Here is a 21,883-nt window from a genome sequence, read left to right as displayed (position 1 = left end):
GTCCACCGTCCGGTGCCGGGTTCTCTCGAAACCGGCGGTGAACGCGCTCTCGCACTGAAATGGCAGGATTCGACATGACGAGCAGTTCCACCGTCAACCTTCTCGATCTCGACGCCCAAGGGCTTGTCGCTTATTGCGAAAGCCTGGGCGAGAAGCCGTTTCGCGCCAAACAGCTTCAGCGCTGGATCCATCAATACAATGCCGCCGACTTCGACGGCATGACGGATCTGGCCAAATCGCTGCGCGAGAAGCTGAAAGGGCGCGCATGTATCGGCATGCCCGACATCATTTCCGACAACGTTTCCTCCGACGGCACGCGCAAATGGCTCGTGGACGTCGGTAACGGCAACGCGGTCGAAACCGTGTTCATCCCCGAAGAAACGCGCGGCACGCTGTGTGTGTCCTCGCAGGCGGGATGCGCGGTCAATTGCCGGTTCTGTTCGACCGGCAAGCAAGGTTTTTCACGCAATCTGTCCACCGCCGAGATCATCGGCCAGCTGCGCATGGCGGAATTCGCCCTGCGCGCGTCGCTGCTTGGCGAGGCCGGCGGCCGCGCCAACGGCGGTGAAGGCAAGGGCGAGCGCGTCATCACGAACGTGGTGATGATGGGCATGGGCGAACCGCTGCTGAATTACGACGCGGTCGTGCCCGCCATGCGCCTGATGCTCGACGACAACGCCTATGGCCTGTCGCGCCGCCGCGTCACGCTCTCCACGTCCGGCGTCGTGCCGATGATGGACCGCCTGGGCGCGGATCTGCCGGTGGCGCTCGCGGTGTCGCTGCACGCGCCCAACGACGCGCTGCGCGACGAACTCGTGCCGCTCAACCGCAAGTACCCGCTGCGCGAGCTGATGGCGGCGTGCCAGCGCTATCTGAAGGTGGCGCCGCGCGACTTCATCACGTTCGAGTACTGCATGCTCGACGGCGTGAACGATACAGAGGAGCACGCACGCCAGTTGCTCGCCGTCACGCGTGAAGTGCCGTGCAAGTTCAATCTGATCCCGTTCAATCCGTTCCCGGAATCGGGTTTGCTCCGTTCGAAGAACGAGCAGATCAAGCGTTTCGCGCAGATTCTGATGGACGCGGGCGTGGTCACCACCGTGCGCAAGACGCGCGGCGACGACATCGACGCGGCCTGCGGCCAGCTCGCCGGCGAGGTGAAGGACCGCACGCGTCTGGCGGAGCGCACCCAGCGCGCCGGGCAGAAGATCATCGAAGTCCGTCCCGTGCAGCATTGAGGACGGCGGCGCGGGCCGGTGAGGCCCGGGCCTGGCGGCAACGCCGGAGCGCTCGCGCGGGGGGTAAGCGGGGCATCGGCGAGTTTGACAAGAAACGTTGCAGAAGCGATCGGAAGCGGCACAGAGGCCGCGCATTTTGTTATAAAACGGTCTGCGAATCGGGGCCGGGCGCGTGGCGCCCGCCGGTTCCGGGATTGAAAAGAATCGACGCAAGGACTTTGGGATGAGCGAGCCGCAGCACCCCTTCGGGACAGACGGGACAGAGACGCACGCAGGCCGGACCGCGCAGGACGGTGCGCCGTCGCCGGTGCAGGCCGTGCCGGACACGCTGGGCGCGGTGGGTGCGCGTCTCGCGCAGCTGCGCGAGGCGAAGGGCTGGTCGATCGAAGACGTCTCGGCGCGCCTGAAAGTGGCCGTGTCGAAGCTGCGCGAACTGGAAGCGGGCGACATCAGCCATCTGCCGGACACCACGTTCGCGGTTGGCGTCGTGCGCGCCTACGCGAAACTGCTCGGCGCGGACCCCGCGCCGCTCACCCAGGCGCTGCGCCGCGAGCGCGGCGTGCCGGAACAGGATTTGTCGATGCCGGCGTCGGCCGGCGCCGACCTGCCGCGCGGGCGCGTGTCGCTGTCGCTCGGCGGCGGCGGGGCGCGTGCGCCGCGTCGGCGCGCGTCGTGGCTGTGGGGCCTCGGCATCATCGTGATCGCGGTCATCGCGCTCTCGATGTGGCATACGAATAGCGGTGAATCGTCGGCGTGGTTCGCGCGCATCAAGTCGATGGCTAACGGCGTGAGCGCGTCGTCGGGGGCCTCGTCGGCCACGGTGGCCGAAGGCGCGACCGCGAATGGCGACGACGCAGCGTCGGGCGCGCAGGCCGACGATCAGGCGGCGCAGGGCGGCGCTCAGACGGACGCTCAGGCTAACGATCAAGCAGCGGCGCAAGCGCCTGCCAGCGTGCCGCAAGCGGCGCAGCCGGCTAGCGCTGCTTCGGCGGCGAAGGCAGCGAATACTGCAGCAAATGCAGCCGCAAATACGGCTGCGGCAAGCGCGGCGCAGGTGGCACAAGCGGCGGCAGCAGCGGCCAGCGCCCCGGCCGTGGCAACGACCGCGCAGGGCGCGTCGGCGGCCGCGGCGTCAGGCGACGCCTCGACGTTCACGATCCGCGTGACGCAGGACACCTGGGTCAGCGTGCGCGGCAAGGACGGCAAGGAGGTCTTCTCCGGTCTGGTCCACGGCGCGGACTCGCGTGACATCAACGCCATCGCGCCGATGAAGATTACAGTGGGCAACAAGGCCGGCATCGAGTCGATGAGCATCGACGGTCAGCCGGTCGACGCGGCGAAGTACGCGTCGTCGCGCGGCAATGTCGCGCGCTTCGTGCTGCCCTGATAGAGACATGGCATGCGTCGCGGCCGGCGAAGTATCGACAAGCCGGCCGCGACGCTTTTTCAATTCGCGCGGCGCAGCAGCTGCATGAGCAGCGGCGGTGCGCGCGAGGTGTAAATGGGTTTTTCGATGCAGAGCGAAACGCAATCCTCGTCCAGCAACAGTCAGATCGTGTCCAACGAGCCGATCCTCGGCGGCCACGCGCCGCGCCGCAAGTCGCACGCCGTGCACGTGCGCTGGGGCGGCCAGCTGGTGACGATCGGTGGCGACGCGCCGGTGCGCGTGCAGTCGATGACCAATACCGACACCGCTGACGCGATCGGTACGGCAATCCAGATCAAGGAACTCGCGCAAGCCGGTTCGGAACTCGTGCGCATCACGGTCAACACGCCGGAAGCGGCGGCCGCCGTGCCGCACGTGCGCGACCAGCTCGACCGCATGGGCGTGATGGTGCCGCTGGTCGGCGACTTCCACTACAACGGCCACCTGCTGCTGCGCGACCATCCGGCCTGCGCGGAAGCGCTCTCGAAGTACCGGATCAACCCGGGCAACGTGGGTCAGGGCGCGAAGCGCGACACGCAGTACGCGCAGATGATCGAAGCGGCCATCAAGTACGACAAGCCGGTGCGTATCGGCGTGAACTGGGGCAGCCTGGATCAGGACCTGCTCGCGCGCATGATGGACGAAAACGCGGCGCGCAGCGTGCCGTGGGAAGCGCAAAGCGTGATGTACGAAGCGCTGATCCAGTCGGCCATCGGCTCGGCAGAACGCGCGGTCGAACTCGGCCTTGGCCGCGACAAGATCATCCTGTCGTGCAAGGTCAGCGGCGTGCAGGATCTGATCGCCGTGTACCAGCAGCTCGCGAAGCGTTGCGATTTCGCGCTGCACCTGGGCCTCACGGAAGCGGGCATGGGCTCGAAGGGCATCGTCGCTTCGACGGCGGCGCTGTCGGTGCTGCTGCAACAGGGCATCGGCGACACGATCCGCATCTCGCTCACGCCGGAACCGGGCGGATCGCGCACGGGCGAAGTCGTGGTTGGCCAGGAAATCCTGCAAACGATGGGCCTGCGCTCGTTCACGCCGATGGTCATCGCGTGCCCGGGTTGCGGCCGCACGACCAGCACGCTGTTCCAGGAACTGGCGTCGCAGATCCAGGGCTATCTGCGTGCGCAGATGCCGATCTGGCGCGACGAGTTCCCGGGCGTCGAGACCATGAACGTCGCGGTCATGGGTTGCATCGTCAACGGTCCGGGCGAGTCGAAGCACGCGAACATCGGCATCAGCCTGCCGGGCTCGGGCGAGAACCCGGCCGCGCCGGTTTTCATCGACGGCGAAAAGGTCAAGACGCTGCGCGGCGAGCGCATCGCCGAAGAGTTCCAGCAGATCGTCAGCGACTACGTCGCGCGCAAGTACGGCAAGGCCGAACAAGCGACCCAGGAAGCGGCCCACTAAGGGCAGATTCAGCATCGCGGCGCGCCCCTCGCGGGCGCGCGCCAGACCGCCGCGCTCAGCGTCTCACGAGTTTGCACTCGATGAGCCCCGAGCCACCGAGCGAACCGACTGCCAAGCACAACCGAACATCGTCAATCGCAACACCATGAGCGAACAGAAAAGAAAGCCCGAAAAGCTGACCGGCGTGAAGGGCATGAACGACATCCTGCCGCAGGACGCCGCGCTGTGGGACTTCTTCGAAACCACCGTGAAGTCCATGCTCCGTTCGTACGGCTATCAAAATATCCGTACGCCGATCGTCGAGCACACGCAGCTCTTTACGCGCGGTATCGGTGAAGTGACCGACATCGTCGAAAAAGAGATGTACAGCTTCACCGACTCGCTGAACGGCGAGCATCTCACGCTGCGCCCCGAGAACACGGCGGCGGTCGTGCGTGCGTCGATCGAGCACAACATGCTCTACGACGGCCCGAAGCGTCTCTGGTACGTCGGTCCGATGTTCCGTCACGAGCGTCCGCAGCGCGGCCGTTATCGCCAGTTCCACCAGGTCGGCGTGGAAGCCCTCGGCTTCTCGGGCCCGGACGCGGACGCGGAAATCATCCTGATGTGCCAGCGTCTCTGGGACGATCTCGGTTTGACCGGTATCAAGCTTGAGATCAACTCGCTGGGTCTGGCGGAGGAGCGCGCGGCGCATCGCGTCGAGCTCATCAAGTATCTGGAGCAGCACGTCGACCTGCTCGACGAAGACGGCAAGCGCCGCCTGTATACGAACCCGCTGCGCGTGCTCGACACCAAGAATCCCGCGCTGCAGGAAGTCGCGGACAACGCGCCAAAGCTGATCGACTTCCTCGGCGAGCATTCGCGCGCGCACTTCGAGGGGCTGCAACGCATCCTCAAGTCGAACAACATTCCGTTCAAGATCAATCCGCGTCTCGTGCGTGGTCTCGATTATTACAATCTGACCGTGTTCGAGTGGATCACGGACAAGCTCGGCGCGCAGGGTACCGTCGCGGCCGGCGGCCGTTATGACCCGCTGATCGAGCAGCTTGGCGGCAAGCCCACGGCGGCCTGCGGCTGGGCGATGGGCATCGAGCGCATTCTCGAATTGCTCAAGGAAGAAGACCTCGTGCCGCAAGCGGAAGGTTGCGATGTCTACGTCGTGCATCAGGGCGAAGCGGCGCGCGATCAGGCTTTCATCGTCGCGGAACGTCTGCGCGACACGGGCCTCGACGTCATCCTGCATTGCAGCGCGGACGGTCAGGCGGCGAGCTTCAAGTCGCAGATGAAGCGTGCCGACGCAAGCGGCGCGGCGTTCGCCGTGGTGCTCGGCGAGGACGAAGTGGCGAAGGGCGTGGCGGGTGTGAAACCGCTGCGCGGCGTGGCCGCCGATGCCCGCAACGAGCAACAAACGGTAGCGCTTGAGGACTTGACCGAATATCTGATCAATGCGATGGTTGCATCCGCCGAAGACGGCGACGACTGATCGCGACGCTCGAATCAAGATTGGATCAAGACTGGCGGCGTGTCCGCGCTGCACGAAACGCCTGAAAAAACGGCGCGAAATGCGGTGGCGCGCCCCCTAACAGGCTTCAGAAAAAACGAGGAATCGCGACGCGATGAGTTACCACGACGAACAGGAATCGATCGAGAGTTTCAAGGCATGGTGGACGCAGTGGGGTAACGCCGCTACGTGGGTCGTGCTGATCGTACTGCTCGCGCTCGCCGCGTGGAACGGCTGGAACTTCTGGCAGCGCCGCCAGGCGGCCGAGGCCGCCGTGCTGTACGACCAGGTCCAGCAGGCCGTCAACGGCAGCGACAAGGCGCTCATCACGCGCGTCGCGAGCGATATGGAAGACCGCTTCGGCGGCACCGCGTATGCGCAGATGTCGGCGCTCGCGGTGGCGAAGGCGCTCTATATGGCGGGCGACACGGCTGGCGCGAAGGCGCAGCTGCAGTGGGCCGCCGACCATGCGAAGGACGAGGAATTCCGCCAGGTCGCGAAGCTGCGTCTCGCTTCGCTGCTGCTCGACGAAAAGGCCTACGATCAGGGCCTCGCCCTGATTCCGCAGCCGGATGCGGGTCCGTTCAAGGGCGTCGTCGCCGACGGCCGTGGCGACCTGCTCGCGGCAGCGGGCAAGCGCGACGACGCGCGCGCCTCGTACAAGCTCGCGCTCGACACCCTGCCGAAGACCGATGCGTCCGAGCGTCAACTGATCCAGTTCAAGCTCGACGCGCTGGGCGGCTAAGCAAGCGGCGGGCGTGACGCACCGCGTGCGCCGCCCGCGAATCGAATCAACAAATCAACTCAACTCCTTTGATGCTTCGTTCACCGATGAATCTGCTGAAACGAACCGTTGTGCCCGTCGCCTGCGCGATGACCGTCCTTGCTCTGGCGGCCTGCTCATCGACGAAGGACGAGCGCCGCGTGCCGGTGCCGCTGACCGAGTTCAAGCCGGTGCTGGACGTCCAGCAGGTGTGGAAGGCGAGCGTCGGCAAGGCCGGCCGCTACCTGTTCTCGCCGGTCGCCGTCGGCGACGCGGTCTATGCCGCTGGCGCCAACGGTTCGGTCAAGAAGATCGACGCCGCTTCCGGCAAGGAAGTCTGGAGCACGAAGCTCAAGGACGACATTTCGGCAGGCGTCGGCAGCGACGGCAACCTGACGGCCGTCGGCGGCCTGAAGGGCGAAGTCTACGTGCTCGACTCGAACGGCAAGCTCTCGTGGCAAGCCAAGGCGCCGGGCGAAATCATCTCGCCGCCGCTGGTCGGCAACGGTCTCGTGATCGTGCGTACGATCGACGGCCAGATCGTCGCGTTCAATGCGCAGACGGGCGAGCAGAAGTGGCTCTATCGCAACCGCGCGGTGCCGCTGAATCTGCGTGTTTCGGCCGGCATGACCTTCGCGGGTGACCAGGCGGTGCTCGCGGGCTTCCCGGGCGGCGCGTTCGCGGCGATCAACCTGCAAAGCGGCGACGCCTTCTGGGAAACGCCGGTGTCGTATCCGAAGGGCGTGACCGAAGTCGAGCGTATCAACGACGTGAGCGGACCGCCCACGCTCGTCGGCGCCACGACCTGCGCAGTGACGTTCCAGGGTCAGCTCGGCTGCTTCGACGCCAACTCGGGCCGTGCGATGTGGGAGAAGGCGTTCTCGAGCACGAGCGGTATCGCTCAGGACGACGCCACCGTGGTCGGCGGCGACGACTGGTCGGTCGTGAAGGCGTACAGCGTGTCGACGGGCGCGCAGTCGTGGAGCACCGACAAGCTCAAGAATCGCGACGTCAGCGTCCCGGCACTGCTGGGCCACGCGGTCGTGGTGGGCGACTATCAAGGCTACGTGCACTTCCTCTCGCTCGACGACGGCAGCTTCGTCTCGCGCGTGAAGACCGACGGCAGCCCGATCGTTGCTGCACCGGTGCTCGCGGGCAACACGCTCGTCGTGCAAACGAAGGACGGCGACCTCTACGGTCTGCGTCCGCGTTAAGCGAATCAAGGCGTCCGGCGCGCGTCGCCGGTCGCAGTGAAGGGGCCGCCCCTGCGGGGTGCGGCCTCTTGCATTTGGTGCGTCACAGCGCCACATGCAGAAATCAAGACGGCGTCCGGGAATGATTCGGTGCGCCGTCGAGCGGGCCGGCGCACGCCGGCCGCGCGCATGTCGGCACGGCCCCGCATGACGCCACGCGCGTCGCGCGCAGTCCGGGCCCGGCTGCTGGACCCGGCGAACGCTTCTGATCGCCTGGCCGGTGTGCCGGGTCGGTCTGCGAGGCCGAAGAAGAAAGTCGATCCGGGCCGCCCGAAGCTTCATGCGGCGCATACCGGGTGCCGACGACCGGTCAATGGCCGCGAGCGTCGGGCCCGGTGCCCATTTCGTGATAATTTGCAACTGATGCAGCCCTGCGGGCTACCTTGCAGGCGCTTGCCGCGCAGCGGGCCGGACGTTCCGGCGCCGCGCCTTACTGTAGAAAAGATCAGATGAAACCCGTTATCGCCCTCGTCGGGCGCCCCAATGTGGGGAAATCCACGCTCTTCAACCGGCTCACGCGTTCGCGCGATGCGCTGGTGGCCGATTTGCCCGGTCTCACGCGCGACCGCCATTACGGCGAGGGGCGAGTGGGCGATCGCGCGTATCTGGTTGTCGACACCGGCGGTTTCGAGCCCGTGGCGAAGGACGGCATCCTGCATGAAATGGCGCGCCAGACGCGTCAGGCCGTGGAAGAAGCCGACATCGTCGTGTTCATCTGCGACGGCCGCAACGGCCTCGCGCCGCAGGACAAGCACATCGCCGATTACCTGCGCAAGACCGGTCGTCCGATCTTCCTCGTGGTCAACAAGGCCGAAGGCATGAAATACAGTGCTGTGGCCGCCGACTTTTACGAACTCGGCCTCGGCGACCCGCGCGCGATTTCGGCCGCGCACGGCGACGGCGTGACGGAAATGATCAACGAGGCGCTCGATCAGGCCTACACCGATCGCCCCGAAGAAGACGAGGACGACGCGAGCAAGCACGGCGTCAAGATCGCCATCGTCGGCCGTCCGAACGTCGGCAAGTCGACGCTCGTGAACACGCTGATCGGCGAAGATCGCGTGATCGCCTTCGACATGCCGGGCACGACGCGCGATTCGATCTATGTGGATTTCGAGCGTAACGGCAAGAAGTACACGCTCATCGATACGGCCGGTTTGCGCCGCCGCGGCAAGGTCTTTGAGGCTATCGAGAAGTTCTCGGTCGTGAAGACGCTGCAGTCGATCGCCGACGCCAACGTGGTGATCCTGCTGCTCGACGCGCATCAGGAAATCTCCGACCAGGACGCGCATATCGCGGGCTTCGTGGTCGAGCAGGGCCGTGCGCTGGTGGTGGGCGTGAACAAGTGGGACGGCATGGACGACCACGCGCGCGACCGCACCAAGCATCACCTGCAACGCAAGCTGAAGTTCCTCGATTTCGCCAAGATGCACTTCATTTCGGCGACGGAAAAATTCGGCATTGGCGCGCTCATGCGTTCGGTGGACGACGCCTACGCCGCCGCGATGGCCAAGCTGCCGACGCCGCGCCTCACGCGCGCGCTGATCGAAGCGGTGGAGTTCCAGCAGCCGCGCCGCCGCGGTCCGGTTCGCCCGAAACTGCGCTATGCGCACCAGGGGGGCCAGAACCCGCCGATCATCGTGATCCACGGCAATGCGCTCGATGCGATTACCGATACTTACAAACGCTATCTGGAAAACCGTTTCCGGGAAACTTTCTCGCTGACGGGGACTCCATTGCGCATAGAGTTTCGTTCCTCGACGAATCCCTACACTGACAAGAGTTGAGCTCCGTTCGCTACCGCGCTTAACCTGGTCGTTCACCGCCCTGGCCGGACGGCCAGTACAGTCGCGGCAGAACGAGAATCAGCTATAGTGTAGCGATTGGCGGCGGATCTCTTTTTCTTCGCCGCCAATTTAAGTTAAACCTGCAAAAAAATACGGAGTTTGCTATGAGCAACAAAGGGCAACTGTTACAAGACCCGTTTCTGAACGCGCTGCGCAAGGAGCACGTGCCTGTTTCGATCTATCTGGTCAACGGCATCAAGCTTCAAGGGAACATTGAATCGTTCGACCAGTACGTCGTGTTGCTCCGTAATACGGTTACGCAAATGGTTTACAAGCACGCCATTTCCACGGTGGTCCCGGCCCGTCCGGTGAACTTCCACCCGGATTCGGAAGCGTCCTGACCTATGACGCGGCCGGTCCGGGGCGCCTCGCTGGCGATCCGGACCGGCCGTTTCCATTTTGACATCAGCTAATTTGATCAACGCCGCACTTGTCGGCATCGACTTCGGCAAGACCGACTTCGAAGCCAGCCTCGAAGAACTCAGCCTGCTCGCCAAAAGCGCGGGCGCCCATCCTGCCGTCACGCTCACCGGGCGTCGCTCCAGCCCCGACGCCGCCATGTTCATCGGCAGCGGCAAGGCCGAGGAACTGCGTCTCGCCTGTGAAGCGAACGACATCGAAATCGTCATCTTCAATCACGCGCTGTCGCCCGCCCAGCAACGTAATCTGGAGCGCGCACTCGGCCGCCGCGTGATCGATCGCACGAGCCTCATCCTCGACATCTTCGCGCAACGCGCCCGCAGCCACGAAGGCAAGCTGCAGGTCGAACTCGCCCAGCTCCAGTATCTCGCCACGCGCCTCGTGCGCGCCTGGACTCACCTTGAGCGCCAGAAGGGCGGTATCGGTCTGCGCGGGCCGGGTGAAACGCAGCTCGAAACCGACCGCCGGCTGATCGGCGAACGCATCAAGATGCTGCAGGGCAAGCTCGCCAAGCTGCGCCGTCAACACGGCACGCAGCGGCGTCAGCGCGAACGCACGCGCACGATGAGCGTGTCGCTCGTCGGCTATACGAACGCGGGCAAGTCCACGCTGTTCAATGTGCTCACGAAGGCGCAGGCCTACGCGGCCGACCAGCTGTTCGCAACGCTCGATACGACCTCGCGGCGCGTCTGGCTCGGCGACGAAGTGGGTCAGATCGTGCTGTCCGACACCGTGGGTTTCATCCGCGAACTGCCTCACCAACTGGTGGCCGCGTTCCGCGCGACGCTGCAGGAAACCGTGCAGGCCGATCTGCTGCTGCACGTGGTGGACGCTTCGAGCGCGGTGCGTCTCGATCAGATCGATCAGGTCAACGAGGTGCTGCACGAGATCGGCGCCGACACGATCCGCCAGGTGCTGGTGTTCAACAAGATCGACGCCGTGCCCGAACTGGCGGCGCGAGGCGGGACGGTCGAGCGGGATGAGTATGGTAATATTTCGCGCGTCTTTTTGAGCGCGCGCACGGGCGTCGGACTGGATGCGCTGCGCGCCGCCATCGCCGAAATCGCGACCGCCGATTCGCTTGCCGAGGCGTCGCAGCCCCCGGCCGCAGCCGACTGGAATGCGCTGCCGCACGAACCCAGCAGGGAAGCCGAGCACGGCCGCTGAGCGGTCCGTGGGGCGCCCGTGCGGCGCCCGGCGGTTTCTCCCACGCACATGACCCGCTGTCTACTCTGGTGAACGAACTCAGGTGAACGATTACAACAAGCGGACTGGCTGGCAGCGCCCCCGCGCCATTTTCTCGCTGAACGACCCGCGTTGGGGCCGTGGCGAAGGCAATGGCCAGCGCACGGAAGACACCCGGCGCCCGTCGGGCAATAACGGCAACAACGGTGGCGGCAAGGGCGACGGCCCGCCCGACCTCGACGAAATGTGGCGCGATTTCAATCGCCGTCTGTCGTCGCTGTTCGGCAAGAAGGGCAAGGGCCCCGGCGGCATCGGTCCGCGCCCGGACAACGGTCACGGCGCGCGCATCGGCGTGGGCATCGTGCTCGGCGTGCTGATCGCCATCTACGTGGGCAGCGGCGTGTTCGTGGTCCAGGACGGCCAGGCCGGCGTCGTGCTGCAATTCGGCCAGTATCGCCACACGGTGGGTCAGGGCGTGCACTGGCGCCTGCCGTTCCCGTTCCAGACGCATGAAATCGTCAACGTCGGGCAGATCCGCAGCGTCGAGATCGGCCGCAATAATCTCGTGCGTCCGTCGAACGTGAAGGACGCCTCGGTGCTCACGCACGACGGCGACATCCTCGACGTGCGCTTCACCGTGCAATACCAGGTCAAGCAGCCGACCGACTACCTGTTCCGCAGCGCCGATCCCGATCTGACCGTGAGCCAGGCCGCGCAGGCGGCGGTGCGCACGGTGGTGGGCGCGCGCAGCACCAACGATCTGCTTTACGCCGACCGCGAGCCGATCCGCGCGCAACTGGCCGACACCATTCAGCACGCGCTCGACGAATACAAGACCGGTCTCGGCGTGACGGGCGTGACGATCCAGAGCGTCACCGCGCCCGACCAGGTGCAGGCCGCGTTCGACGACGAAGCGAAGGCGCATCAGGACCGCGAGCGTGCGAAGCGCGACGCCCAGGCTTACGCCGATCAGCTGCTGCCGCGTGCGCAAGCCGACGGCGCGCGTCTGATCGACGATGCCAAGGCCTACAGCGACCGCGTGGTCGCGCAGGCGCAGGGCGACGCCCAGCGTTTCAACAGCGTCTACGAGCAATACGCGAAGGCGCCGGCCGTGATTCGCGAGCGCATGTACCTGGACACGATGCAACAGATCTACTCGAATGCGACGAAGGTGTTCGTCGACAGCAAGTCGGGCAACAACGTGATCTATCTGCCGCTCGACAAGCTCGTCGAGGCCACGCGTCAGCGAGCCGCCGCAGCGGCGGGTGCGTCGTCCGCGCCTGCGGTCACGGCGCCGAATGCCGCCTCGGCACCCGATGCGAACGGCGCCGCCGCGCCGGCCACGAGCAGCGACACGCAGTCGCAGGGCGCGCAGCCGCAGAGCGCACCGCAAGGCGCCCAGCAGAGCGCGGCGCCCGCACCTTCGGCCAGCGACGCCGCGCAAGCGGCCAGCGATGCCTTCCGTTCGCGCGACGCCCTGCGTTCGCGCGGCCGCGAAGACGACGTGCAATAACGGAGCGCCGATATGAACAAGATCATTGCGTTCGTCGTCGCCTTCGTGGTGGTGGTGCTGCTGGCTTCGTCGTCGGTGTTCGTCGTCGATCCGCGTCACGTGGCCGTGCTGTCCTCGTCGGGCGGCTCGAAGGCCACGCTCGCGGAGCCGGGCCTGCACGTGAAGCTGCCGCCGCCGTTCCAGACCGCGACGTTCATCGACACCCGCATTCAGGCATTCGACGCGCCTGATGCCGATCGCTACACGACGTCGGACAAGTCCGAGTTGCTCGTGAATCCGATCGTGCGTTATCGCGTGGCCGATCCGCTCAAGCTGTTCGCCGCCACCAAGGGCGACGCGCAGACGCTTGCCGACCGGCTCGCTTCGCTGTCGCGCGACGCACTCGGCGACGCCTTCTCGAAGGTTTCGCTGTCCGATGCGCTTCAGCAGCAGGAAGCCATCGCCCATGCCGCGCGCGACGAACTCAAGACGGCCGCCGCGCCGCTCGGCATCGACGTGGTCGATATCGAGCTCACGCGCATCGACTATCCGGCGGAAGTCGCCAATGGCGTCTACAAGCGCATGAGCGCCGCGCGCGAGCAGGCCGCGGCCGACCAGCGCGCGAAGGGCGCCGCCGAAGCGCAGCAGATCAAGGACGACGCGGAGCGCAAGCAGCAAGCCGCGGTCGCCGACGCGTACAGCCAGGCGCAGGCCATCAAGGGCGAAGGCGACGGCAAGGCCGCCGCGATCGCTGCGCAGGCCTACGGCCGCGACCCGGACTTCTATCGCTTCTACCAGAGCATGCAGGCGTACCGCGCGAGCTTCAAGCCGGGCGACGTGGTCGTGGTCGACTCGTCGAGCGACTTCTTCCGCTTCATGCGCAGTCCGAACGGAGACGCGCCGCAGGCTCCCGCCGCGCCGCGCAAACACTAAATTGAGACACGGGCGCCGCGCGTGTGCGCGGCGCTATTTCCCGCATGGACATAGCCGGTTCCCTGTTGCTCGCGATCGCACTGATGCTGATTATCGAGGGCATGTTCCCGTTCGTCTTTCCGACGGCGTGGCGCGACACATTTCGTAGAATTGCGGAACGGCCGCCGCATCACATCAGGATCGGCGGATTGATCGTGATGGCGCTCGGCCTCGTGCTGCTGATGCTTGCCACCTGAATTCAAGGCGCGTGCCGCGAGGGGCGCGCCGTTTCTATCGTCCGGTCCGTTCATGGCCCGAGTGAGGCGCGCCTTCGCGCGCGCCGCCGGCCTGCGTGGCCCTTTTTGTCGTAGGACTCACCGATGTCGACCTGGTTACTTCCCGAGAATATCGCCGACGTGCTGCCGTCCGAGGCGCGCAAGATCGAAGAACTGCGCCGCCGCCTGCTGGACCGCTTCCGCGCCTATGGCTACGAAATGGTGATGCCGCCGCTGCTCGAATACCTCGAGTCGCTGCTCGTCGGCAGCGGGCGCGATCTGAACCTGCGCACCTTCAAGCTCGTCGACCAACTCTCGGGCCGCACGCTCGGCCTGCGCGCCGACATGACGCCGCAGGTCGCGCGCATCGACGCGCATCTGCTGAACCGTCAGGGCGTGACGCGCCTGTGCTATGCGGGCAACGTGCTGCACACGCTGCCGCGCGGCCTGCACGCCACGCGCGAGCAGATCCAGATCGGCGCTGAAATCTACGGCCACGCCGGCCTCGAAGCCGACCTCGAAATCCAGCAGCTGATGCTCGATGCGCTGCGCCTCGCGGGTCTCACGCAGGTGCGCCTCGACCTCTCGCACGCGGGCGTGCTCGCGGCGATCTTCGAAGCCGATCCCGCAGCCGCTGCGCTCGGCGACGCTTTGTATGAAGCGCTCGCAGGAAAGGACGTGCCGCGTCTGGCCGAACTCACGGCGAGCCTCGCGCCGGTCACGCGCGACGCGCTGCGCGCGCTGCCGACGCTGTACGGCGACGCGAGCGTGATCGACGAAGCCCGCAAGCGTCTGCCGGCGCTGCCCGGCATCGCGCGCGCGCTCGACGACCTGGCGTTCCTCGTCGGCAAGATCGAGGGCGCGGAACTGGCACTCGATCTCGCCGATCTGGGCGGTTACGCGTATCACAGCGGCGTGATGTTCTCGGCTTACGTCGACGGCGTGCCGAACGCGGTTGCGCGCGGCGGCCGTTACGACAAGGTCGGCGAGGCCTATGGCCGCGCCCGCGCAGCAACGGGTTTCTCGCTCGATCTGCGCGAAGTGGCGCGGATTTCGCCGGTCGAAGCGCGCAGCAGCGCGATCCTCGCGCCGTGGAAGCACGACGAGGCGCTGCGCGCCGCCGTCGCGGCCCTGCGCGACGCGGGCGAAGTCGTCATCCAGGCGCTGCCGGGTCACGATCACGACATGGACGAGTTCGCCTGCGACCGCACGCTGGTCGAGCGCGACGGCGTGTGGGTGGTCGAAGCGCGCGCATAAGCGGGCGCGCGCCGGGACACAAAACGGCCACAAAGCGGGCATCGAACCACGCCCGGCGCACGCGCCGGGCAGGGCGTCTCGCAGCGCATGCCGTTGAGTGCAAAAGGAAATTCCTGGAATTTCGGGAAAAAAAGGCGGTCTTGTCGCCGAACCCAGGTAGAATACGTTTTTAACCAGCTAACGAAACACCATGTCTGCCAGCGCAGTGAATGTAACCCCGGGACGCAACGTCGTCGTCGTGGGCACCCAATGGGGCGATGAAGGCAAGGGCAAGATCGTCGACTGGCTGACGGACCACGCGCAAGGCGTGGTGCGTTTCCAGGGCGGTCACAACGCCGGCCACACTCTCATCATCGGCGGTAAGAAGACCATTCTCCGACTGATCCCGTCGGGCATCATGCGCGCCGGCGTCGCCTGCTACATCGGCAACGGCGTGGTGCTGTCGCCCGAAGCCCTGTTCAAGGAAATCGGCGAGCTGGAAGAAGCGGGCATCGACGTTCAGAAGCGCCTCTTCATCTCCGAAGCCACCACGCTCATTCTCCCGTACCACATCGCCATCGACCAGGCGCGCGAAGCCAAGCGCGGCGCCGCGAAGATCGGCACGACCGGCCGTGGCATCGGCCCGGCGTACGAGGACAAGGTCGCGCGCCGCGGTCTGCGCGTGCAGGATCTGTTCGAGCCGGAAACGTTCGCCGCGCGTCTGCGCGAGAACCTCGACTACCACAACTTCGTGCTCACCCAGTACCTGGGCGCGCCGGCCGTGGACTATCAGCAGACGCTCGACACGATGCTGTCGTACGCCGAACGCCTGAAGCCGATGGTCACGGACGTTTCGCGTCGTCTGTACGACGTGAACAACGAAGGCAGCAACCTGCTGTTCGAAGGCGCGCAAGGCACGCTGCTCGACATCGATCACGGGACCTATCCGTTCGTCACGTCGAGCAACTGCGTCGCAGGTGCGGCTTCGGCAGGCGCGGGCGTCGGTCCGCAAAAGCTCAACTACGTGCTCGGCATCACCAAGGCGTACTGCACGCGCGTCGGTTCGGGTCCGTTCCCGAGCGAACTGTATGACGCCGACAACGCTGACCGCCAGGAAGAAGTGGGCCTCACGCTCGCGAAGGTCGGCAAGGAATTCGGTTCGGTCACGGGCCGTCCGCGCCGCACCGGCTGGCTCGACGCCGCCGCGCTGCGCCGCTCGATCCAGATCAACGGCGTGACGGGCCTGTGCATCACCAAGCTCGACGTGCTCGACGGCCTCGAAGAAGTGAAGCTCTGCGTCGGCTACAAGGTCGACGGCCAGGACGTGGACATCCTGCCGCGCGGCGCCTCGCAAGTGGCGGCCTGCGAGCCGGTCTACGAGACCTTCGCGGGCTGGAAGGAAAGCACCATCGGCATCACGCAGTTCGATGCGCTGCCGCAGAGCGCGCAGGCATACCTGAAGCGTGTGCAGGAAGTCGCCGGCGTGCCGATCGACATGGTCTCGACCGGCCCGGATCGCGACGAAACGATCCTGCTGCGTCATCCGTTCAAGGTCTAAGTGGCAAGAAGGTAGAAGCAAAAATGATTCAAATGATGGACCCGCGCAACGACGACAAGAACCTGTGGGTCGGCTGGGACGAATACCACCGGCTGATCGAAATGCTCGCGCTTCAGGTGCATGAATCGCGCTGGAAATTCGATCAGATCCTGTGTCTCGCGCGCGGCGGCCTGCGCGTGGGCGACCAGCTCTCGCGCATCTACGATCTGCCGCTGGCGATTCTCGCGACCAGCTCGTACCGCGAAGCAGCGGGCACGGAGCAGGGCGACCTCGACATCGCGCAGTACATCACGATGACGCGCGGTCACCTCGAAGGCAACGTGCTGCTGGTCGACGACCTCGTCGATTCGGGCGTCACGCTCGCGCGCGTGCAGGATCACCTGAAGGAGCGTTATCCGGCGGTGACCGGCGTGCGCTCGGCGGTGCTCTGGTACAAGGGCTGCTCGAAGGTGAAGCCGGACTATTTCGTCCAGCATCTGCCGACGAATCCCTGGATTCACCAGCCGTTCGAGGAGTGGGACACGGTGCGTCCTCACAACCTCGGCGCGTGGATCAAGCGCGGCCTGCAACAAGCCCAGCAGCAGAACTCGCAGGGTTGAGCGCGTTGGCGCGCCGCCGCGGCCTACGGGTCTGCGCGGCGCGGCCAGGCCATGAACGGAGCCTTTCGAGGCTCCGTTTTTTTTGCTGTCGCGGTGCGCTCCGATGGGCCAGTTCGCCCGCCGGGGCGCAGACGGCAGACTGCTGCAAAGCGCGAATGCTAAACTGCGCGGGGACAAGAGTACGTCGCGGGGTCGCAACGTGTACTCTGGTTCCACCCGCAGCCGGTTTAGAATAGCGCTCGAATTTTTCCGCCTCAAACGGATCTCTGCGTATATGACAACTAGCACGCACGTGGCAAAACAGCCGCTACCTTCCCTGGCCGTAGCGGCCATCGGCGTGGTGTTCGGCGATATCGGCACGAGCCCGCTGTACTCCCTGAAAGAGGCGTTCAGCCCTTCTCACGGCATTCCGCTTACCAACACGTCCATCCTTGGCGTCATCTCGCTGCTGTTCTGGGCGATCATGATCGTCGTCAGCGTCAAATACGTCCTCATCGTGATGCGCGCCGATAACAACGGCGAAGGCGGCGTGCTCGCGCTCATGGCGCTCGCGCTGCGCTCGCTCGACCGCAAGAGCCGCTCGGTCGTGGTGCTCACGGCGCTGGGCATCTTCGGCGCCTGCATGTTCTACGGCGATGCGGTGATCACGCCGGCCATCTCGGTGATGTCGGCGGTCGAAGGTCTGGAGATCGCCGCGCCCAAGCTCGCACATCTCGTGCTGCCGCTGACGATGGTGATCCTGATCGCGCTGTTCTGGATCCAGCGCCACGGCACCGCGCTCGTCGGCCGCCTGTTCGGGCCGATCATGGTGATCTGGTTCATCACCATCGCCGTGCTCGGCGCCGCGCGCATCGTGCAGCAGCCGGGCGTGATCGCGGCGCTCAATCCGTACTACGCCATCTCGTTCATGAGCGCGCACCTGCTGCAGGCCTACGTGGTGCTCGGCTCGGTCGTGCTGGTGCTGACCGGCGCGGAAGCGCTCTACGCCGACATGGGCCACTTCGGCGCGAAGCCGATCCGCTGCGCGTGGTACGGCCTCGTGATGCCTTCGCTGGTGATCAACTACTTCGGTCAGGGCGCGCTGCTGATGCAGGATCATCGCGCGATCGAAAATCCGTTCTTCCTGCTGGCGCCGGACTGGGCGCTCTTGCCGCTCGTCGTGCTCTCGACGGTCGCCACGGTGATCGCTTCGCAAGCCGTGATCTCGGGCGCGTACTCGCTGACGAGCCAGGCGATTCTGCTGGGCTACGTGCCGCGCATGAAGGTGCTGCACACGTCGGATCTCGCCATCGGCCAGATCTATGTGCCGGTCGTGAACTGGATGCTGCTGTTCATCATTCTGTGCATCGTGGTGGGCTTCAAGAGCTCCGATAACCTCGCCGCCGCGTACGGCATCGCCGTGACCGCGACCATGGTGATGACCACGATCCTCGTGAGCGTCGTGATGACGAAGCTGTGGAAGTGGAACAAGTGGCTGGTCGGGCTCATCATAGCGGGCCTGCTGATCATCGACCTCGGCTTCTTCGGCGCGAATCTGCTCAAGGTCGAAGAGGGCGGCTGGCTGCCGCTCGGTATCGGCGCGCTGCTGTTCTTCCTGCTCATGACGTGGTTCAAGGGCCGCATGATCGTGAAGGAGCGCACGGCCGCCGACGGCATTCCGCTGATGCCGTTCCTGCAAGGTCTGCTCGCGCATCCGCCGCATCGTGTTTCCGGCACCGCGATCTATCTCACGGGCAGCGACACGCTCGTGCCGGTGAGCCTGCTGCATAACCTGAAGCACAACAAGGTGCTGCACGAACGCACGATTTTCCTCACGTTCAAGATTCGCGATATTCCGTACGTGTCGAACGCGGAGCGCGTGAGCGTGAAGGATATCGGCGGCGGTCTCTATCTCGTGAAGGCCGATTACGGCTTCAACGAAACGCCGGACGTGAAGGCCGTGCTCGAGGAGATTGGGCGTATCGAAGGCATGTCGTTCGAGATGATGGACACGTCGTTCTTCCTCGCGCGCGAGACGGTGGTGCCGACGCAATTGCCAGGCATGTCGATCTTCCGCGAGCGCGTGTTCGCGTGGATGCACCAGAATGCCGCGAAGCCGACTGACTTCTTCAGCATTCCCGCGAATCGCGTGGTGGAACTGGGGACGAAGATCGAGATTTGATCGTCAGCTTCAAGATGCAAAAAAGCCGCCCTTGGGCGGCTTTTTTGTTGCGCTTGAATTGCGCGGTTCACGCGCGGCGCGGGCTTGCATGGTGTGCGGCCCGCGCCGCGTGCGGCCTACGTTAGCGCTTGAGCTTCGCAAACGCCGCAGCCATCGCGTTCACCGGCTCCTCGCCGCGCGAACGTTGACCGCCGCGATTCGCGTTGCCGCCGCGATCATTGCGATCGCGACTGCCGCCATTGCCCGCGCCGCCACCGGCGCGCTGCGCCGCGCTTGCGGGATCGTCATCCATACGCATCGTGAGCGCGATCCGCTGACGCTTCACGTCGACGTCGAGCACCTTCACCTTCACGACCTGACCGGCCTTCACGACTTCGTGCGGATCCTTGATGAACTTCGTCGACAGCGCCGAGACGTGCACGAGACCGTCCTGATGCACGCCCACGTCGATGAACGCGCCAAACGCCGCCACGTTGGTCACGACGCCTTCGAGCACCATGCCCGGCACGAGATCCGAGACCTTCTCGACGCCATCGCGGAACGTTGCCGTCTTGAACTCGGGACGCGGATCGCGGCCCGGCTTTTCGAGCTCGGAGAGAATGTCGCGCACGGTCGGCAGACCAAAACGCTCATCGACGAATTCAGCGGGCGAGAGACCCGAGAGCGCTTCACGGCTACCGAGCACGTCGCCGATATTGCGCTGGATCTTCGCGAGCATGCGCTCGACGACCGGATACGCTTCCGGGTGCACCGACGAACGGTCGAGCGGATTCTCGCCGCTGTTGATGCGCAGGAAGCCCGCGGCCTGTTCGAAGGTTTTATCGCCGAGACGCGGCACCTTCTTCAGATGCTCGCGCGAGGGGAACGGACCGTTCGCATCGCGGTAATCGACGATATTGCGCGCGAGCGTCGAGTTCAGGCCCGACACGCGAGCGAGCAGTGCGACCGACGCCGTATTCGCATCGACGCCCACCGCGTTCACGCAGTCCTCGACCACGGCATCGAGCGAGCGCGCGAGTTCGCGCTGGTTCACGTCGTGCTGATACTGGCCGACGCCGATCGCTTTCGGCTCGATCTTCACGAGTTCGGCGAGCGGGTCTTGCAGACGGCGCGCGATCGACACGGCGCCGCGCAGCGATACGTCCAGTTCCGGAAATTCCTTCGCCGCTAGTTCGGACGCCGAATAAACCGACGCCCCGGCTTCGGACACGACGATCTTCTGCAGCTTCAGTTCGGGATGCTTCGCGATCAGTTCGCTCGCGAGCTTGTCGGTCTCGCGCGAAGCCGTGCCGTTACCGATGCTGACGAGTTCGGCCTGCGTCTGCGCGGCGATGCGCGCGAGCTTCGCGAGCGAGCCGTCCCAGTCGCGGCGCGGTTCGTGCGGATAGATCGTGTCGGTCGCGAGCAGCTTGCCCGTGCGGTCGACCACGGCCACCTTCACGCCCGTGCGCAGACCCGGATCGAGGCCGATCACAGCCTTCGGGCCGGCCGGCGCGGCCAGCAGCAGATCCTTGAGGTTGCGCGCGAACACGCGGATCGCCTCGGTCTCGGCCAGCTCGCGCAGATTCGTGAGCAGTTCGTTTTCGAGGTGCGGCTGCACCTTCACGCGCCAGCACCAGCGGCACACGTCGGCGAGCCACTTGTCGGCGGGGCGGCCCAGATTCGCGATGTTGAAGTGGCGCGCGATATGGCCTTCGCCCGGATGCGGCGTCTGCGTGTCGAGTTCGCCGCCGAGGCCCAGCTTGACCATCAGCACGCCCGCGTTACGGCCGCGGAACAGCGCGAGCGCGCGGTGCGACGGCACGGTCTTGATGGTCTCGGAGTAGTCGTAGTAGTCGCGGAACTTCTCGCCTTCCTCTTTCTCCTTGCCTTCGATCACGGTCGACGTCACCACGCCCTGGTTTTGCAGCCAGTCGCGCAGCTTGCCGAGCAGTTCGGCCGTTTCGCCGAATTGTTCGGAGAGGATGTCGCGCGCGCCGTCGAGCGCGGCCTTCACGTCGGCCACGCCTTTCTCCGCGTCCACGTACTGCGCGGCTTCCGTCTGCGGATCGAGCAGCGGATTGGCGAGCAGCGCGTCGGCGAGCGGCTGCAGACCGGCTTCGCGGGCGATCTGCGCGCGCGTGCGGCGCTTGGGCTTGTACGGCAGATAGAGGTCTTCGAGGACCTGCTTGCTGTCCGCGGTCTCGATGGCGGTGCGCAGCTCGTCGGTGAGCTTGCCTTGCTCGTCGATGCTCGCGAGGATCGTGGCGCGGCGTTCTTCGAGTTCGCGCAGATACAGCAGACGCTCTTCGAGCGTGCGCAGCTGGGTGTCGTCGAGATTGTCCGTGACTTCCTTGCGGTAGCGGGCGATGAACGGAACGGTCGCTCCTTCGTCGAGAAGCTGGACGGCGGCCGCCACCTGGCGCGGTTGAACGCTCAGTTCAGTGGCGATACGCTGGACGATCTTGAGTGCTACGGTTTCCGTCATAGGGTCTGGATATTCCTGCGAGGATCGGTTTGCAGTCCGGTTTTCGGTCCGACGACCGGGCGGAGCGCACCCGCGAGGGAACGCCCGCTGGCCGGTGGAGCGGGGCATTTTGCCATAAATGGCCGGGCGCTCGAGTCGGG

At 65.5% G+C, this 21,883-nt stretch carries 17 protein-coding genes; 16 read left to right on the top strand and 1 reads right to left on the bottom strand.

The annotated features are described in order from the left end of the window. Positions 1–74: 74 nt before the first annotated feature. The 16 genes from rlmN (at position 75) to U4Y88_RS15230 (ending at position 19,276) form a co-directional block, all read left to right on the top strand. Positions 75–1,238, top strand: a complete 1,164-nt coding sequence (gene rlmN, locus U4Y88_RS15305) for a 23S rRNA (adenine(2503)-C(2))-methyltransferase RlmN (protein WP_321784838.1) — start codon at positions 75–77, stop codon at positions 1,236–1,238. Positions 1,239–1,461: 223 nt separating this feature from the next. Further along, on the top strand, positions 1,462–2,625 hold the full coding sequence (locus U4Y88_RS15300; protein ID WP_321784836.1) for a helix-turn-helix domain-containing protein: 1,164 nt from the start codon (positions 1,462–1,464) through the stop codon (positions 2,623–2,625). Between the two features lie 114 nt (positions 2,626–2,739). Then, complete coding sequence (ispG, locus tag U4Y88_RS15295; protein ID WP_224013861.1) at positions 2,740–4,074, top strand: flavodoxin-dependent (E)-4-hydroxy-3-methylbut-2-enyl-diphosphate synthase; 1,335 nt, start codon at positions 2,740–2,742, stop codon at positions 4,072–4,074. A 145-nt stretch (positions 4,075–4,219) separates the two neighbouring features. Continuing rightward, entirely contained in the window at positions 4,220–5,557 is a 1,338-nt protein-coding gene (gene hisS, locus U4Y88_RS15290; RefSeq protein ID WP_321784834.1) for a histidine--tRNA ligase, read from the top strand. Positions 5,558–5,690: 133 nt separating this feature from the next. Beyond that, a complete protein-coding gene (locus tag U4Y88_RS15285; RefSeq protein ID WP_224013865.1) occupies positions 5,691–6,320 on the top strand; it encodes a tetratricopeptide repeat protein in 630 nt (209 codons plus the stop codon). 86 nt (positions 6,321–6,406) lie between these two features. Next, on the top strand, positions 6,407–7,552 hold the full coding sequence (gene bamB, locus U4Y88_RS15280) for an outer membrane protein assembly factor BamB (protein WP_321784832.1): 1,146 nt from the start codon (positions 6,407–6,409) through the stop codon (positions 7,550–7,552). Positions 7,553–8,040: 488 nt separating this feature from the next. Further along, positions 8,041–9,378: a ribosome biogenesis GTPase Der gene (gene der, locus U4Y88_RS15275; protein WP_065060365.1), complete on the top strand. Its 1,338-nt coding sequence runs from the start codon at positions 8,041–8,043 to the stop codon at positions 9,376–9,378. Positions 9,379–9,542: 164 nt separating this feature from the next. Further along, the gene (hfq, locus tag U4Y88_RS15270; protein ID WP_027814901.1) at positions 9,543–9,779 is read left to right on the top strand and encodes an RNA chaperone Hfq; all 237 of its coding nucleotides are present in this window, start codon (positions 9,543–9,545) and stop codon (positions 9,777–9,779) included. Between the two features lie 73 nt (positions 9,780–9,852). Then, entirely contained in the window at positions 9,853–11,025 is a 1,173-nt protein-coding gene (hflX, locus tag U4Y88_RS15265; RefSeq protein WP_321784830.1) for a GTPase HflX, read from the top strand. An 82-nt stretch (positions 11,026–11,107) separates the two neighbouring features. Continuing rightward, entirely contained in the window at positions 11,108–12,556 is a 1,449-nt protein-coding gene (hflK, locus tag U4Y88_RS15260; RefSeq protein WP_321784828.1) for an FtsH protease activity modulator HflK, read from the top strand. Positions 12,557–12,568: 12 nt separating this feature from the next. Then, positions 12,569–13,468: a protease modulator HflC gene (hflC, locus tag U4Y88_RS15255; RefSeq protein WP_224013873.1), complete on the top strand. Its 900-nt coding sequence runs from the start codon at positions 12,569–12,571 to the stop codon at positions 13,466–13,468. 44 nt (positions 13,469–13,512) lie between these two features. After that, positions 13,513–13,704 (top strand): DUF2065 domain-containing protein, encoded by a 192-nt coding sequence (locus tag U4Y88_RS15250; protein WP_065060230.1) that lies wholly within the window; start codon positions 13,513–13,515, stop codon positions 13,702–13,704. Between the two features lie 123 nt (positions 13,705–13,827). Beyond that, positions 13,828–14,979 carry an ATP phosphoribosyltransferase regulatory subunit gene (locus tag U4Y88_RS15245; protein ID WP_321784826.1) on the top strand — a complete coding sequence of 384 codons (1,152 nt, stop codon included), beginning with the start codon at positions 13,828–13,830 and terminating at the stop codon, positions 14,977–14,979. A gap of 190 nt (positions 14,980–15,169) precedes the next feature. Then, on the top strand, positions 15,170–16,516 hold the full coding sequence (locus tag U4Y88_RS15240; RefSeq protein WP_224013877.1) for an adenylosuccinate synthase: 1,347 nt from the start codon (positions 15,170–15,172) through the stop codon (positions 16,514–16,516). 23 nt (positions 16,517–16,539) lie between these two features. Beyond that, the gene (locus U4Y88_RS15235) at positions 16,540–17,115 is read left to right on the top strand and encodes a phosphoribosyltransferase (protein WP_065060227.1); all 576 of its coding nucleotides are present in this window, start codon (positions 16,540–16,542) and stop codon (positions 17,113–17,115) included. Between the two features lie 274 nt (positions 17,116–17,389). Continuing rightward, positions 17,390–19,276 carry a potassium transporter Kup gene (locus U4Y88_RS15230; protein ID WP_310632268.1) on the top strand — a complete coding sequence of 629 codons (1,887 nt, stop codon included), beginning with the start codon at positions 17,390–17,392 and terminating at the stop codon, positions 19,274–19,276. Between the two features lie 121 nt (positions 19,277–19,397). Here the strand turns inward: U4Y88_RS15230 and U4Y88_RS15225 are convergent, their stop codons facing one another. Then, positions 19,398–21,743: a Tex family protein gene (locus U4Y88_RS15225; protein WP_224013881.1), complete on the bottom strand. Its 2,346-nt coding sequence runs from the start codon at positions 21,741–21,743 to the stop codon at positions 19,398–19,400. Positions 21,744–21,883: the final 140 nt, after the last annotated feature.

The sequence above is a fragment of the Paraburkholderia sp. J94 genome, from assembly GCF_905220285.1.
Lineage (GTDB): Bacteria > Pseudomonadota > Gammaproteobacteria > Burkholderiales > Burkholderiaceae > Paraburkholderia > Paraburkholderia tropica_A.
Note: the sequence above shows the minus strand (reverse complement) of the source record. Positions and strands in the feature narration are given on the sequence as shown.